The sequence below is a fragment of the Alloactinosynnema sp. L-07 genome (assembly GCF_900070365.1).
Classification (GTDB): Bacteria; Actinomycetota; Actinomycetes; order Mycobacteriales; family Pseudonocardiaceae; genus Actinokineospora.
Genome location: NZ_LN850107.1, coordinates 7,342,934 through 7,357,412 on the forward strand (window position 1 = coordinate 7,342,934; position 14,479 = coordinate 7,357,412).

Here is a 14,479-nt window from a genome sequence, read left to right on the forward strand (position 1 = left end):
TCTGCGTCGTGGCGAGAAGCGATGGCAGGAACGACGACCAGCTCCGGGACATCAAGCTCACCCGGGGCTACCAGGACTGGCCCGCGGGCTCGGTGCTCGTGGAGTTCGGCAAGACCAGGGTGCTGTGCGCGGCGAGCATCGGCGACGGGGTTCCGCGCTGGCGCAAGGGCTCCGGGCTCGGCTGGGTCACCGCCGAGTACGCGATGCTGCCCTCGGCGACCAACACCCGTAGTGACCGCGAGTCGGTGAAGGGCCGCGTCGGCGGCCGCACGCACGAGATCAGCAGGCTCATCGGTCGCTCGCTGCGCGCGTGCATCGACCTCGGGGCCCTCGGCGAGAACACGATCCACCTCGACTGCGACGTCATCCAGGCCGACGGCGGCACCCGCACCGCGGCGATCACCGGCGCCTACGTCGCCCTCGCCGACGCGATCACCTGGTTGGCCGCCGCGGGCAAACTGGCCGACCCGCAGCCGCTGTCGTGCGCGGTGTCGGCGGTCAGCGTCGGCGTCGTCGGCGGTCGGGTCCGGCTGGACCTGCCCTACGAGGAGGACGTGCGCGCCGAGGTCGACATGAACGTCGTGGCCACCGACGTCGGCACGCTCATCGAGGTCCAGGGCACCGGCGAGGGCGCGACCTTCGCCCGCTCCACCCTCGACCAGATGCTCGACTACGCCCTGCAGGGCTGCGTCGAGCTCAACCGGATCCAGGCCGAGGCGCTCGCCGCGCCCTACCCCGGCACCCTCCCGTCATGACCCGGGTCCTGCTGGCCTCGCGCAACGCGAAGAAGCTCGCCGAGCTGCGCCGGATCCTGGTCGACACGGGCATCGAGATCGTCGGCCTCGACGACGTCGAGCCGTTCCCCGACGCGCCCGAGACCGGTGCGACGTTCGAGGAGAACGCGCTGGCCAAGGCCCGAGACGCGGCGGCGGCCACCGGTCTGCCCGCGGTCGCCGACGACTCCGGCATCGCGGTCGACGCGCTCAACGGCATGCCGGGCGTCCTGTCGGCCCGCTGGTCCGGCAAGCACGGCCAGGACCAGGCCAACCTCGACCTGGTCCTGGCCCAGCTGACCGACGTCCCCGACGAGCGGCGCGGTGCCGCGTTCGTGTGCACCGCGGCGCTCGTGGTGCCGTCGGGGCCCGAGACCGTCGTCCGCGGCGAGTGGCGCGGGAGGCTGGTCCGGTCCGGCCGGGGCGAGAACGGGTTCGGCTACGACCCGATCTTCGTCCCCGACGGCGACACCCGGACGTCAGCCGAACTGGAGCCCGCGGAGAAGGACGCCCAGTCCCACCGCGGCCGCGCTCTGGCGCTGCTCCTGCCGCACCTGCGCGACCTCGGCTGATCCCGCCTACGCGCTCGCCGTCATCGCGGCGCGGGTCGCCGCCACGACCGCCGCCGATGCCTTCGACGGGTGTCCCGCGTCGAAGGGCGGCTGGGGGTCGTACTCGATGCCGAGCTGGATGGACTCCGCCACCTCCCGCCCACACAGTTCCCCCGCGAGCCAGAGGGCCAGGTCGATCCCCGCGGACACCCCGGCCGCGGTGGCGATCCTGCCTGAGTGCACGATGCGCGAACTCGGCGACGGGACGGCCCCGACCAGCGGGAGAAGGTCCTGCGCCAGCCAGTGCGTCGTCGCGGGCAGGCCCTGGAGCAGCCCGGCAGCGCCCAGGATCAGCGAGCCCGTGCAGACCGACGTGGTCCAGCGGGTGGTGTTGTGGACCGACACCAGCCAGCCCGTGAGCTCCTGGTCGTTCATCGCCGCCTGAGTGCCCCGCGAGGAGCCGGGGACGAGCACCACATCCGGCGCGGGCGTGTCGGCGTAGCTGTGGCTCGCGCCCAGCGTCAGCACACCCGAGTCGGTCATCACCGGTCCGGGCGCGTGTGCGACCATCCGGATCTCGGTGCCGGGCATCGCCCTGAGCACCTCGTACGGACCGACCGCGTCGAGCGCGGTCACCCCGTCATAGAGCACGACGGCCACCTGCATGTCAGTTCCTCTCTGTGGTGCGAAACCGGGCCCGGTAGTCGTCCGGGCCCACGCCGAGAACGCGGACGAACGCCCGCCGCAAGGTCTCCGGGCTGCCGAAACCGCTGCGCTTGGACACAGCGGCGACGGTGATGACGCTGTCCTCCAGCAGTCCGCGCGCGGCCTCGACGCGGACGCGTTCGACGAAGCGCGCGGGAGTGGTGCCGAGCTGGTCGGCGAACAGCCTGCCCAGGTGCCGCTCGGAGACCCCGACGCGGCGGGCCAGGCTGGGGACCCGGTGGTCGGCGGCCGGGTCGGCGGCGATCTCGTCGAGCACGGGCCGCAGCGGCGAACCGGCGCCAACCGGGTGCTCCAGCCGGGTGGAGAACTGGGACTGGCCACCGGGGCGCTGCAGGAACATCACCAGCCAGCGCGCGATCGTCCGCGCGATCTTGACGCCGTGGTCGGCCTCGACCAGGGCCAGCGCCAGATCCATCCCGGCGGTGACCCCGGCCGAGGTGTAGACCGCCCCGTCCCGGACGAAGATCCGGTCGGGCTCGACGGTGACCTCGGGATACGCCCGGCCCAGTTCGGTGCCCGCGGCCCAGTGGGTGGTGACTCGGCGGCCGTTGAGCAGGCCCGCCTCGGCCAGGACGAACGCGCCGCTGCACACCGAGCAGACGCGTTGGGCGCGCTCGGCCAGCCGCCGGACCTCGGCGACCGCCGCCGGGCCGCAGGCGGCGCGGAACCCCAAACCGCCCGCGACCAGCAGCGTGTCGGCCCGATCGACGTCGGCGACGGCGCGGTCGGCGCACAGGCTGAGCCCGGACTCGCTGCGCACCGGGGCGCCGTCGAGGGAGGCGACGGTCAGCTCGTAGTCGGCGCCGAACGACCGCGCGCCCGCGAACACCTCAGCCGGGCCGACGGCGTCGATCAGCTGGATACCGGGGTAGACGAGGACGACCACGTGGTGCATGGGACCAGCTTCTGGCAGGTCCGCGATGTCGGCAAGGACAGGCTGCCCTCGCTTTCGGACATCAGGCAGGCTTCTGGCAGGTCTGCGGTGTCGGCGAGGACAGGTCGCCCTCGCTTTCGGACATCAGACCTTGAGGTCCTTGCGCAGCTTCGCCACGTGCCCGGTCGCCCGGACGTTGTAGAGGGCGTGGGTGATGACGCCGTCGGGGTCGATGATGAAGGTCGACCGGATCACGCCGGTGACCGTCTTGCCGTACAGCTGCTTCTCCCCGTAGGCGCCCCACGCGGTCAGCACGGCGCGGTCGGGGTCGGAGAGCAGCGGGAAGGTCAGGCCCTCGTCGGCGACGAACTTCGCCAGCTTGGCGGGCTTGTCGGGGGAGACGCCCAGGACGGTGAAGCCCGCTTCGTTGAGCTCGCCGAGGTTGTCGCGGAAGTCGCACGCCTGCTTGGTGCAGCCGGGGGTGGCCGCGGCCGGGTAGAAGTAGACGACCACGGACTTGCCGCGGAAGTCCGACAGCGACACCTCGGTGCCCTCGCTGTCCAGGAGCGTGAAGTCGGGCGCTGTGTCGCCCGCGGAGAGACGCGTCATGACATTGACGCTAGTGCAGCACCGCGTTAGTCCTTCGGGGTATCGGCGGATCCAGGTTTCCGCTGGCAAGGCGCAGGGACAGCGCGCGTACCGGGTTGTACTCGGCTGTTCCTGCAACGCGGCCAGCGGGAAGCTGGGCCGTCGAGACCCCGAAGGACTAGCGCGGTGCTGCACTAGGGCATGTCCCGCGCCAGGGGGCATTCGCGGCTATGCCACGCCGTCGAAGACCATCACCATGGCCGGGGTCGCCGGGTCCGGCTGCGCGCTGACCTGCACCGGCGTCGGCTCCGGGCGCACCGCGAAGGCTACCGAGAACCGCACCTTGCCGCCCGGGTCGACCTCCGAGTCGCCCACCACGCCGGTATAGCCCTGGGTGGCGTCGACCACCTGGCGCATCGCCACGCCGTCCGAGGTGGCCGCGATGAGCAGCTGCGATGGCCGGAACGCGGTGGTGCCGCTGTTCTCCACCAGCACGTCGAACCCGACCGCGCGGGTCGACTTCGGGCTGGCCGACGCGGTCGGTACGAACGACTTGGGCGCCGACACCGTGATCGAGAGCCCGTTGCCCAGCGGTCTGCGCTCGCCGGAGCGTGACGGGCTGCCCGCGGGCGCGGGCGTGGCCGACGTGGCGAGGGTGTCCACCGGCTCGGAGTACGCGGGATCACTGCCGCAGCCGGTGAGCCACACCAGCAGCGCGCAGACGATGGCCGCCAAGCCGACGGTTTTCACGCTCGATGCCACTTCCTTGCCTGGGGACGGGGTCGGTGTCCACCTTGACGGGCGGAGAGGCCGAATGCCGACCCTGTTCGGCCGTTGAGTCGCACCTGGTGTCGTGCTGTGGCCGACCCGTGATCAGGGAAGCACCACGAGTGACCGGGACCACTCGAATCTAGGCCGCCAGCGCGAAGAAGAGGATGAACAAGCCGATCACGATGAGCCAGGCCGCGATGAGCCAGCCGAAGTCGCGCCACGGCGAGATCGCGTGATTGTCCTCACCGGGCACGTAGACGCCGCGCTCCTCGAACCGGTCGACCAGCCGCAGGAGCGCCGACCACGGTCGCGGTGAGCGCACGCCGCCGATGTTAGCGGCGTTGCCCCTTCACGTGCCGGGAGAAGGCTCGCTCGATCTCGCGGTTCGCGTCGCGGGTGGCGATGTCGGCGCGCTTGTCCCAGGTCTTCTTGCCGCGGACCAGGGCGAGCTCGACCTTGACGCGGCCGTCGGAGAAATACATCGACAGCGGGACGATCGACAGGCCGCTTTCCCGGATCCGGATGTCCCAGCGGTCGATCTCGCGCCGGTTGAGCAGCAGCTTGCGCACCCGGCGCGGGGCGTGGTTGGTCCAGGTGCCCAGCGCGTACTCGTTGATGTGCAGCCCCCGCAGCCAGACCTCGCCGTCGTCGATCGTGGCGAACGCGTCGACCACGGAGACCCGGCCAAGGCGCAGGCTCTTGACCTCGGTGCCCACCAGCATCACGCCCGCTTCGATGGTGTCGAGAACGGCGTACTGATGTCGCGCGCGGCGGTTGGTGGCGATCACCCTGCGGGTTGGCTTCTCACCCATCGGTCGAGCCTATGTGGTGGCCGCCCTGCCTTGGCAAACGGTTATCCGCCAGGCCCGCCTCCCTCTGCAGAGGTAGATCAAATCTCACCCCGCAGAGGGACCCACCTCATCCTCCAGAGGGTGTTCCGCCCAGATCGACATCGAAAGAATCGCTACTACCAAACGACTTCCGACGGGGGCCAACAAATGCGCAAGTGGATGATCGCGGTCATCGTGCTCGCGATCGCGATACTGACCGCGGGCTCGGTGCAAGCCCAGCCCAGAACCGACAACGCCATCCAGGTGGCGCTCGACAAGATGACCAAGACCGGCGCCCAGGGCGTCCAGGTCCGCATCACCACCGACGGCCGCACCCACGCGGCGCGTTCGGGAACGGCGGAACTGGACAAGCCACGGCCCGTCCCGCGGTCCGGCCAGTTCCGGATCGGCAGCATCACCAAGGCGTTCACCGCCACCGTCGTACTTCAACTGGTGGCCGAGGGCCGACTCGACCTCGACGCCCCCGTGTCGACCTACCTGCCCGGCCTGCTCCCGGATGGCGACCGCATCACCGTCCGCATGCTCCTGCAACACACAAGCGGCCTCTACAACTACACCGCCGCCTTACCGCTGGACCCGGACGGCTTCGAATCCATCCGCTACGACCACCACGACCCGCGCGACCTGGTCGCCATCGCCACGAGCCGTCCACTGGACTTCCAGCCGGGCACCGGGCACGCGTACTCGAACACCAACTACATCGTCGCGGGCCTCCTGATCGAAAAGGCCACCGGCGGCTCGTATGAGCGGGCGGTCGACCGGCGGATCATCCGCCCCTTACGCCTGCACAGCACCACAGCCCCAGGCGACACTGTCGCCATCCCAGGCCCCCATGCCCACGGTTACCACCGGGCGAACGGGACTCCTACCGATATCACCGAATTGAACCCCACGGTCGCGTGGGCGGCGGGTGCGATGATCTCCACCACCGCGGACCTGGACCGCTTCATCGCCGCCCTGCTGGGCGGAAATCTCCTGCCGCCTGCTCAACTCGCGGAGATGCTGCGCACGTCGCCACTGTCGAACGGTTTCGGCCTGGGTCTGTTTCAGATGCCGTTGCCTTGTGGGGGGACGGTTTGGGGCCATACCGGCGGGATCCCCGGCTACGCGAGCCTTATGTTGTCGACCCGGGACACTCGCACTCGTCTGGAGATGTCGTTGACCACTGCGCCTGATCCTGGGCCGGTGGAGGGGTATGTGGACGTGATCGGAGAGGTCTTTTGCTGACCTAGCCGTGCACCACGCTGCGTTGTGGGTGCTTGTGTCCGCACCATCGGGTGGAGCTGGGCGATCCGGCTTTGTCTGGGGCCCCGACGACGGCCCTGTGGGGAACAAGCGTGGCGGATAGGGCACCCCACACGCCAGGCAGCTTAGGGCCGTCGTCCCCCCAGACAAAGCCGGATCGCCCAGCTCCACCCGATGCTGCTCAGGCGCGGGGTGCTGCTCAGGTGCGGGGTCCAGCTCTTGCGCGGGGAGCTGCTCAGGTGTGGGGTTGTGTGGGGCCGGAGAGACTCGAACTCTCACTGGCACGGACCTAAACCGTGTGCCTCTGCCAATTGGGCTACGGCCCCGCTGTCCGCCGACCACAACGGACAGTGTGGGGACAGCCTATCGGCGTGGCCCGTGCGCGGTGCGGGTGGCCGGTGATCTAACGTGGTGGCGCAGGTTGGCTGCATCGAGGAGGACACGTGGCCCGCGACCCTGACACCATCCAGCGCGAGATCGAGCAGGCGCGGGACGCGCTGGCGTCGACGTTGGACCAGCTGGGCACCAAGGCGAGCCCGAAGCGGTTGGTGGACAACGCCAAGAACAGCGCGCGCTCGAAGTTCGATGAGCCCAAGGTGAAGTACGCGCTCATCGGGGTTGGTGTGCTCGTCGGCCTGTTGGTCGTGCGCAGGCTGTTCCGCTAGTCAGGCCATGGCGGACGGGGCGGTGGGTTTCTCCGCCGCGTCCGCCACCGGGATTTCCCTCGGCTCGGTCCCCAGCCGGGCGGTCAGGTAGGCGGCGGTGAAGTTCACCGCGTCGCCTTCCAGCATGTGGACGATGGTGAGTGGTTCCTCGTTGGGGGCCATCTTCGCCGCGAGCTGGTCCGCGCGGTCCCGGGCGGCGATGAGACCTGGGGCCGTCGCCTTGAGGGTCTTGCCTCGGCAGGTCACCTCGATCTTCCAGTCGTCGCCATCCGGTGTGTAGTTCGCCTGGATCGGCTCGAACATGGTGAATCCACCCCTCGCTCGCCCTGTGCGTTCGCCCAATTGGACGTCATTTCACGCCCGAATGGCACCCGCTAGCAGCGAGAATTTCATCGGACAGCCCCCACATGGGGTATTTATAGCTCCATAACAGCGTCGCTGACGCCGCGCCAGAGCACTGTGAGCAGTTGTTCGGCGGCCTCGACGGCGGTGACCTGGTCCTGGCTGACGTACCAGATCGACAGGCGCTCGCAGGCGCCGACGACGATCTGGGCCAGCATCTCCAGCTCGGTCGGGGACTTGTCCGGGAGGAACGCGGCGAACATGGCGGCGTCGAGCTCGACCTGTTCGCGGCGGATGGCCTCGATCTCGTCGATGGCGCCGGTGCCCGCCAACGCCACCTCGTTGCGCACCATCATCGCCCACGACCGGCGGCGGGAGTCGGCGAACTGGAAGAAGGCGACCAGGCCCCGGCGCAGCGCGTCCTGCGCGCTGGTGGCGCCGATGACGGCCTGGGTGGCGGTCTCGGCCAGCTCGGTCCGCGCCGCGCGGATGCAGGCCACGAGCAGGCCGTCCTTGGAACCGAAGTACTCGTAGATCATCGGCTTGGAGACCCCGCAGCGCTCCGCGATCTCGTCCATCGAGGCGGCCGCGTAGCCGCGCTCGGCGAAGATCTCCTCGGCGACGCACATCATCTGCCGCTCGCGTTCGGCTCGCGGCATTCTGCGCTTGCGCTCGGTGACAGTCACAGATTGACTCTACCGCAAGTAACCTACTCCAAGTAGGCTGGACTCGCGGTAACACCAACGAGCGCATGGAGGATCGACCGATGGGCAAGCTCATCCACACCGGTGTGGTGATCGTCGGGACCGGTTTCTCCGGTATGGGCATGGCGATCCAGCTGCGCAAGGACGGCCGGGACGACTTCGTGGTGCTGGAGAAGGCCCACGACTTCGGCGGCACCTGGCGTGACAACACCTACCCGGGCTGCGCCTGCGACATCCAGTCCCACATGTACTCGTTCTCCTTCGAGCAGAAGCCCGACTGGTCGCGCTCGTTCGCCCCGCAGGCCGAGATCTGGGAGTACATGCGCGGCGTCGCCCAGAAGTGGGGCCTGCGCCGGTACACCACCTTCGGCGTCGAGGTCACCGGCGCGCGTTGGGACGCCGAGGAGAGCCGCTGGTACGTCACCACCGCGGGTGGGGACACCTACGTCGGCCAGTACCTGGTCGCGGGCATCGGCGCGCTGCACCTGCCGTCGATCCCCGAGCTGCCCGGCATCGAGGACTTCGAGGGCAAGACGTTCCACTCGGCGCAGTGGGACCACGACTACGACCTCACTGGCAAGAAGGTCGCCGTCATCGGCACCGGCGCCAGCGCGATCCAGTTCGTGCCGGAGATCGCCCCACAGGTCGCCGAACTGACCCTGTTCCAGCGGACGCCGCCGTGGGTCATGCCCAAACCCGACCACGCCATCGCGCCGTGGGCCCAGACCATGTTCGCCCGCGTCCCGGGCGCGCAGCGCGGCTACCGCAACTTCTTGTACTGGCTCAACGAGGTCCGCGCGGTCGGCTTCAACGGCCACCAGGGCATCCTCAAGTACGCCTCGAAGCTGGCGGCCTGGAACATCCGCCGCGCGGTCAAGGACCCGGCCCTGGCGCGCAAGCTGACCCCGGACTACGTCATGGGCTGCAAGCGCGTGCTGGTGTCCAACAACTACTACCCGACGTTCAACCGCCCCAACGTCGGCCTCGACACCGAGGGCGTCGCCGAGGTCCGCGCGAACAGCGTCGTGGGCCGCGACGGCCGCGAACACGAGGTCGACGCGATCATCTACGGCACCGGCTTCCACGTCACCGACGCGTTCGACTACCTCGACATCACCGGCGTCGACGGCCGTGACCTGGCCAAGCAGTGGTCGGAGAACGGCATCGCCACGCACAACGGCATCAACGTCACCGGCTTCCCGAACCTGTTCTTCCTGCTCGGCCCGAACACCGGCCTCGGCCACAACTCGGTCGTGTTCATGATCGAGTCCCAGATCCGCTACGTCGCCGACGCGATGAAGCTGGTCAAGCGGCACAACGCCGACGCCATCGACGTCCGCGAGACCGCGCAGGAGGAGTTCAACCAGGAGATCCAGCGCAAACTCGCCGACGGCGTCTGGACCCAGGGCGGCTGCCAGAGCTGGTACCTCGACGCGAAGGGTGTCAACCGGACCATTTGGCCCGGGTTCACGTGGCGCTACTGGCTGCGGACCCGGCAGGTGGACCCGGCGCACTTCGAGCTGATCACCCGCGGCAAGGTCGCGGGCAAGCGCACCCCGGTCGCGGCAGGCCGCTAGACAACGCCTGCAAGCACCTGGTGGGCGGACTCGGCCGGGTCGACCGCCAGCGTTAGGACTGACATCGGCCCGTCACCCCCCCTCGGGTGGCGGGCCGATGTGACCACGTCGTACGGGCGAGTCGCGGGTCAGGGGCCAGGCGGGCTGCGCAGGGCGGTCAGGCGGCCGACCAGGGTCATCGTGTCCAGGCCGCACAGTTCGGCCATCCGCTCGATCGCCGAGATGTCCAGATGGACCTCCGCGGGCGCGGGCCCGGTGTGCTCGGCCAGACGTTCAGCCGCCCACCGGCGCAGTGGCATCAGGTCTTGGGCCTGGTGGCGCACGATGGTTCGCAGGTCGACCTTGATCCCGCCGAGCGCCTTCCCCGCGAACACGCGGTCGTGGACCCGCGCCATCAGGTCGTGCGGGTGTTCCTCCAGGGCTAAACAGATCTCCACGAAGCGCACCACCGAGCACTGGCGGGTGCCGAGTTCGTAGGTGGCGAGGGTTTGCAGGGAGATTTCGCTCTGGAGCCTGCCGTTGAGATCCTTGCGGGTCCATCCCCGTTGCTTGCGCAGCCGTCGGATCTCGTCGCCGAGTACCCGCTGATAGGTCACCGCGTCGATCCGCACAGTTCGCCCCTTGGTCGTGGTTCCGCATAGGTGGAAGGGACGAACGTCGGTTGTCTGACGCGAAAAGACGCCAACGTTCTCGAAGTTGGGCCGAATGGGTGAACTAGTTGACGCAGGCGACCTGCGAGGGCTGGGCCAGACCGTTCAGGCGGACCATGGGGTCGCCGGTCAGCCGCTGGCCTGCCTGGGGGAAGTCCTTGCCGATGAGCACGGTGACCTTCCCCTTCCCGAGGTTCGCGTCCTCCTCGATCAGGAACGTCCCGTCGAGGGCGCCCGCGACGGCCTCGCCCGCGGGTTTGTCGCCGCGGGCGTAGCGGATGACGGTTTTGGCCCTGGCGGCGGCGTTGCCGGTTTCCCCGGTCTTGAAGCCCTGGCCGGTCAGCGAGTCGGCGACCTCGGCGGCCAGGCCGGTGCGGCCGGAGCCGTTGAGCACGGTCACCGTCGGCTTCGCCGCCTGGGTTGGCTCACTTTGGCCGCTGCTGCTCGCGCCGGAAGACGGCTGCGCGCCGCCGGTGAGGATGCCCCCGACGAACTTGCGCACGTCGGTGGGGTCGACCTGGATCGCCGAGCCGTCGGAGGGGGTTTCCAGATCGATGCGGCCGTGCGGGATGGTCTGGAACGAGAGGTTGCCGCCGGTGAAGCCCATCATCTGCTGGGCGAAGCGCATGACGTCCCAGTTCTTGTCCAGCACGACCGACTTCTTGATCGCCTCCTGCAGCTTCCCCAGCGACTCCGACCCGGGGACCAGCAGGTCCTTGGAAAGGATCTTCTTGGCCATGCCGTTCATGAAGGTCTGCTGACGCGTGATGCGGTCGATATCGCCGTTGGCCAGCCCGTGCCGCTGCCGGACGAAGGCCAACGCGGGCGCGCCGGAGAGGTTTTGCTGGCCGGCGGGGAAGTTGGCGCCGGAGTACGGGTCCTTGACGGCCTTGTTCAGGCACACGTCGATGCCGCCGATGGCGTTGGTGATGTCGTAGAAGCCGAGCAGGTTGACCTCGGCGTAGTGGTCGATCTTGGCGCCGGTCAGTTTCTCGACGGTGGCGATCAGCTTCTTGCCGCCCTCGACGTTGGACTGGACCTCCAGGTCACGGCCCTGCACGCCGCTCTTCCGCAACCGTTCGAGGGAGTCCAGCTTCTCCCGCGCGTAGGCCGAGTTGATCTTGTGTTTGCCGAAGCCGGGGATGTCGACGTACGAGTCGCGGGGGATCGAGACACCGACCGCCTTCCCGCCGTCGTTCGGGATGCGGATCATGATCAGCGTGTCGGTGTTGATCACGCCCTCGGCCTTGCCCGCGTTGAGCATCGCGAGCTGCTCCTTCGACAGCGGGTTGCCCTGGGCGTCGGTCCGGCTGTCCATGCCGACCATGAGGATGTCGACCGCGCCGTCAGCGGGCTTCTCGCCGGTGTCCTCGGTGAAGTCACCGGTGTTGAGTCCGTCGGCGAAGTCGTCGACGAGCTGGGAGTAGTAGCCCGTGGCGAACAGGACCAAGACCGAGAGCAGGGCGAGGAAGACCTTCCCGCCGACCATCTTCTGCTTGGGCTTCGCCTTGGCCGCGGGCCTGCGGGTCTGGGGCCGGGGGCGGCGGACCGGGGCCGCGGCCTTGTCGGCGATGCGCTCGGTCGGCGCGGAGTGGTGGGGCCTGCCGGTGATCCTCGGCTGGGCCGGGCGTTCCGTGGTCGACGTGCGCGCCGGAGTGGGCCTGCCCTGGCCCGCGCGACTCGCTGACCTCGGCGGCGGCCGGTACTCCACGCTTGCTCCCTCCGGTCGCGCAGGCGCACTGATGACACTTATAGGACGCCGTAAAGCCTCCCCAGGTTGTTTCTAGCGTGTCATACCGGCCGGGTGGGCCCGGTCATGGCACGGCCTCGGCGGCGGCCAACTGGTCGCCGCGCGCCGCTGACCTGCGAGGAAGCGCGACCATCCGGCATGCGGCCACTCCGAGTGCCACAGCGGTGGTGGTGACGTGGACCACGACCCCGGTGGTGCCCGGCGTGGTGATCACCGGCGGTACGCACGCCACGGCGGTCATCAGCCACGGCCACGGTGTGGACGTCGTGCCGATCCGCACCGAGTGCAGCAGGTACCAGCCCAGCAGCAGATGGATGATGCTCGCCATCGGCTCCAGCGGGAAGCCCAGCAGCACCGGGGTCTGGTGGGTGCCGGTGAGCCCGGTCACGGCGAACCCGAGGATGCCCGCGGCGCCGTACCCGGTGCCGAGCGCGGCGGCGAGCGCGTCCCGGCGCGCGGTGGCCCGGGTCCGGTCGGCGACGACGTCCGGGTCCAGTGTCGAACGCCACTCGAACAGCACGAACACCAGCGCGGTGGGCACGCCGAGCAGGGCAAGCGCCAGCAGGCTGCGCGGCTGGGCCAGCCAGTCGACCGCGGTGGTCGGCAGGCCCGCGTGCCGGGCGGCGCCGATGATCCCGGCCAGCATCAGCACCGCGCACAGGAAGACGAGATAGACCGTCATCGGCGCCGCCCTGACGAAGCGCGCCGCCCGGGCAGGCGCGCTCGTGGCCACCGCCCGGATGCCCGCGGGACCCGGCATGGCGATCAGACACACGTGCGTGATCCCGATCAGCAGCACGCCGGTCGCCCAGGGCATGAGGCCGGGATCGGCCATGAGCAGCGGCGACAGGCCGCCCGCGGTGGTCAGCGAGATCAAGGTCGCCACCGCGGCCACCGCGCCGCCGATCAGGAAACGCGGGTGGATCCGCCCGCCCTCGGTGTAGTGGAGGGCGAGCTGGCCGAAGAACACCGCGAGGACCACGGTCGCCGCCGGGCCCGCGCCCACCGCGTCCAGCGCGGCCACAAGGCCCGCCTGGGTGACCGGGGTGGCGATCGGGGCCTGTTCGTGCAGCCACAGCATCGCCGGGGTGACGGCGACGACGAGCAGGTAGAGGGCCAAGAGCAACAGTGGGCCGACGACGAGCCTGCCGACCGTGCCGACCGCTTCCGAGGGCACCCGCAGCAGGTCGAGCGAGAGCGGGAGCACGAGCCACGCGGTGAGGAAGGCCAGGACCGGGCGGATCAGCCAGCACATTCGGCCCGCCAGATAGCCGCCGTACCCGGTCCCGTTCGCGACCGCCGCGCGCCAGGCGACGAGGTTGGCGTGGCCGCCCGCGAAGAAGAAGAGGGGAGCCAGCTGCAGCAGCCAGGTCACCGGCCAGAGGTCGGCCGCCGGGGTACCGAGCATCGGTGCGATAGCCAGGACGGACTCGGCCACGACGACTCCCGCCAGGCTCGCCATCCGCAGGAACGCCAGGTAGGGGCTGTGGCCAGGATCGTGCGGCCCGCCGCGGTCTCGGTGCCGGGGCCTGCCAACCAGGTCGTCCGGTAGGTCTTCGTCAGGATGCGCCGGGTCGCCGGGGGCACGGTCGGGAACGGCGGGCGGGGTGGAGTGCGGTGCGCGCCTGGTCCGGCGCAGGATGGGCACCCGCACGACCAGCAGGGCGATCACCACCAGCAGGCCCGCCGTCCAAGCGCCGATCGGCTCGGTGCGGGGCGGGCCCCAGCGCTGGTGCCACGAGTTGACGACCAGACCGGCGGAGAACAGCGTGGCCACGACCTCGCACGGGCCCGCCGCGCCGCGCGGGTCGCGGTCGCACTGGGCGTGCATGTCGGCGGACAGGCGGTCGTCGAGGCGCTCGCGGGGGGCCGCGCCGAGGGGCTGGCCCTTGGCCTCGGCGTAGCGGAGCAGGTCGTAGCCGAGGTCGTGGGCCTGGCAGCCGACCGCGTAGTCCCAGCGGGTGTCGTCGTCGCCCCACGGGGTCGAGCAGCCGCCGCCGACGTGGACCGCGCGGGTCCCGCCTTCCGGGGCGGGGGCGTGGCCCGCGACGACGCCGGTGACGTCGGTGAAGTCCGCGGGCAGGTGGTCGAGGGGATCGCCCGCGGCTGGGTCGAGCAGCGCGTCGATGGCGGCGGCGGCCTCGGCGGCGGGGCCCGTCGGCTGGGTCTTGGGGGGCGAGGGGGAGCGGGAGGCGATCACGCCGAAACCGCCCGCGGCGAGGACGACCAGCACGAACCAGGCCAGGCGCCCGGGCAGCCTGGGATGGGCCCGGCCAAGCGGGCCGGGGTCGGGTCGCGACGGCTTGTTGATCATGCTCGACGCGACTGCCTGCGCTGTGCCCCCACTGTGGCAGGTTACCGGTGTGCTCCGACCCGCCGCGCGCTGTGCGCGTGCTGTCCCCCAGCGCGGGG

Annotated in this window: 16 protein-coding genes and 1 tRNA gene; 5 read left to right on the forward strand and 12 right to left on the reverse strand. The window is 70.1% G+C overall.

Features of this window, described 5'->3' with window-relative positions; translation table 11 throughout:
* Positions 1-8 precede the first annotated feature (8 nt).
* Positions 9-755 (forward strand): ribonuclease PH, encoded by a 747-nt coding sequence (rph, locus tag BN1701_RS33550; RefSeq protein ID WP_054055450.1) that lies wholly within the window; start codon positions 9-11, stop codon positions 753-755.
* The gene (rdgB, locus tag BN1701_RS33555) at positions 752-1,345 is read left to right on the forward strand and encodes an RdgB/HAM1 family non-canonical purine NTP pyrophosphatase (RefSeq protein WP_054055451.1); all 594 of its coding nucleotides are present in this window, start codon (positions 752-754) and stop codon (positions 1,343-1,345) included. The genes rph and rdgB overlap by 4 nt, the downstream gene beginning before the upstream one ends.
* Before the next feature lie 6 nt (positions 1,346-1,351).
* Here rdgB and BN1701_RS33560 read toward each other — a convergent pair whose 3' ends face one another.
* The 6 genes from BN1701_RS33560 to smpB form a co-directional block, all read right to left on the reverse strand.
* Positions 1,352-1,990: a DJ-1/PfpI family protein gene (locus tag BN1701_RS33560; RefSeq protein WP_054055452.1), complete on the reverse strand. Its 639-nt coding sequence runs from the start codon at positions 1,988-1,990 to the stop codon at positions 1,352-1,354.
* Between the two features lies 1 nt (position 1,991).
* Complete coding sequence (locus tag BN1701_RS33565; RefSeq protein WP_054055453.1) at positions 1,992-2,945, reverse strand: GlxA family transcriptional regulator; 954 nt, start codon at positions 2,943-2,945, stop codon at positions 1,992-1,994.
* A gap of 123 nt (positions 2,946-3,068) precedes the next feature.
* Positions 3,069-3,533 carry a thioredoxin-dependent thiol peroxidase gene (gene bcp / locus BN1701_RS33570; protein ID WP_054055454.1) on the reverse strand — a complete coding sequence of 155 codons (465 nt, stop codon included), beginning with the start codon at positions 3,531-3,533 and terminating at the stop codon, positions 3,069-3,071.
* A 207-nt stretch (positions 3,534-3,740) separates the two neighbouring features.
* Positions 3,741-4,262 carry a hypothetical protein gene (locus BN1701_RS33575; protein WP_054055455.1) on the reverse strand — a complete coding sequence of 174 codons (522 nt, stop codon included), beginning with the start codon at positions 4,260-4,262 and terminating at the stop codon, positions 3,741-3,743.
* Positions 4,263-4,422: 160 nt separating this feature from the next.
* A complete protein-coding gene (locus BN1701_RS33580) occupies positions 4,423-4,605 on the reverse strand; it encodes a hypothetical protein (protein ID WP_054055456.1) in 183 nt (60 codons plus the stop codon).
* A gap of 10 nt (positions 4,606-4,615) precedes the next feature.
* Positions 4,616-5,095, reverse strand: a complete 480-nt coding sequence (gene smpB / locus BN1701_RS33585) for an SsrA-binding protein SmpB (RefSeq protein WP_054055457.1) — start codon at positions 5,093-5,095, stop codon at positions 4,616-4,618.
* A gap of 186 nt (positions 5,096-5,281) precedes the next feature.
* Here smpB and BN1701_RS33590 point away from each other — a divergent pair, with 186 nt between their 5' ends.
* Positions 5,282-6,361 (forward strand): serine hydrolase, encoded by a 1,080-nt coding sequence (locus tag BN1701_RS33590; protein ID WP_054055458.1) that lies wholly within the window; start codon positions 5,282-5,284, stop codon positions 6,359-6,361.
* 270 nt (positions 6,362-6,631) lie between these two features.
* Here BN1701_RS33590 and BN1701_RS33595 read toward each other — a convergent pair.
* Positions 6,632-6,705: transfer RNA gene (locus BN1701_RS33595), tRNA-Leu, on the reverse strand.
* Positions 6,706-6,822: 117 nt separating this feature from the next.
* Here BN1701_RS33595 and BN1701_RS33600 point away from each other — a divergent pair.
* Positions 6,823-7,044 (forward strand): DUF3618 domain-containing protein, encoded by a 222-nt coding sequence (locus BN1701_RS33600; RefSeq protein ID WP_054055459.1) that lies wholly within the window; start codon positions 6,823-6,825, stop codon positions 7,042-7,044.
* Here the strand turns inward: BN1701_RS33600 and BN1701_RS33605 are convergent, their stop codons facing one another.
* On the reverse strand, positions 7,045-7,347 hold the full coding sequence (locus tag BN1701_RS33605; protein ID WP_067521011.1) for a hypothetical protein: 303 nt from the start codon (positions 7,345-7,347) through the stop codon (positions 7,045-7,047).
* 113 nt (positions 7,348-7,460) lie between these two features.
* Complete coding sequence (locus BN1701_RS33610) at positions 7,461-8,072, reverse strand: TetR/AcrR family transcriptional regulator (protein ID WP_231949794.1); 612 nt, start codon at positions 8,070-8,072, stop codon at positions 7,461-7,463.
* Between the two features lie 80 nt (positions 8,073-8,152).
* Between BN1701_RS33610 and BN1701_RS33615 the strand changes: the two genes are divergently transcribed.
* Complete coding sequence (locus tag BN1701_RS33615; protein WP_054055460.1) at positions 8,153-9,667, forward strand: NAD(P)/FAD-dependent oxidoreductase; 1,515 nt, start codon at positions 8,153-8,155, stop codon at positions 9,665-9,667.
* Between the two features lie 128 nt (positions 9,668-9,795).
* Here BN1701_RS33615 and BN1701_RS33620 read toward each other — a convergent pair whose 3' ends face one another.
* From BN1701_RS33620 to BN1701_RS33630, 3 genes are all read right to left on the reverse strand, one after another.
* Complete coding sequence (locus tag BN1701_RS33620; RefSeq protein ID WP_054055461.1) at positions 9,796-10,278, reverse strand: helix-turn-helix domain-containing protein; 483 nt, start codon at positions 10,276-10,278, stop codon at positions 9,796-9,798.
* A 103-nt stretch (positions 10,279-10,381) separates the two neighbouring features.
* A complete protein-coding gene (locus tag BN1701_RS33625; RefSeq protein WP_054055462.1) occupies positions 10,382-12,028 on the reverse strand; it encodes an LCP family protein in 1,647 nt (548 codons plus the stop codon).
* A 103-nt stretch (positions 12,029-12,131) separates the two neighbouring features.
* A complete protein-coding gene (locus BN1701_RS33630) occupies positions 12,132-14,381 on the reverse strand; it encodes a hypothetical protein (protein WP_054055463.1) in 2,250 nt (749 codons plus the stop codon).
* Between the last annotated feature and the right edge of the window lie 98 nt (positions 14,382-14,479).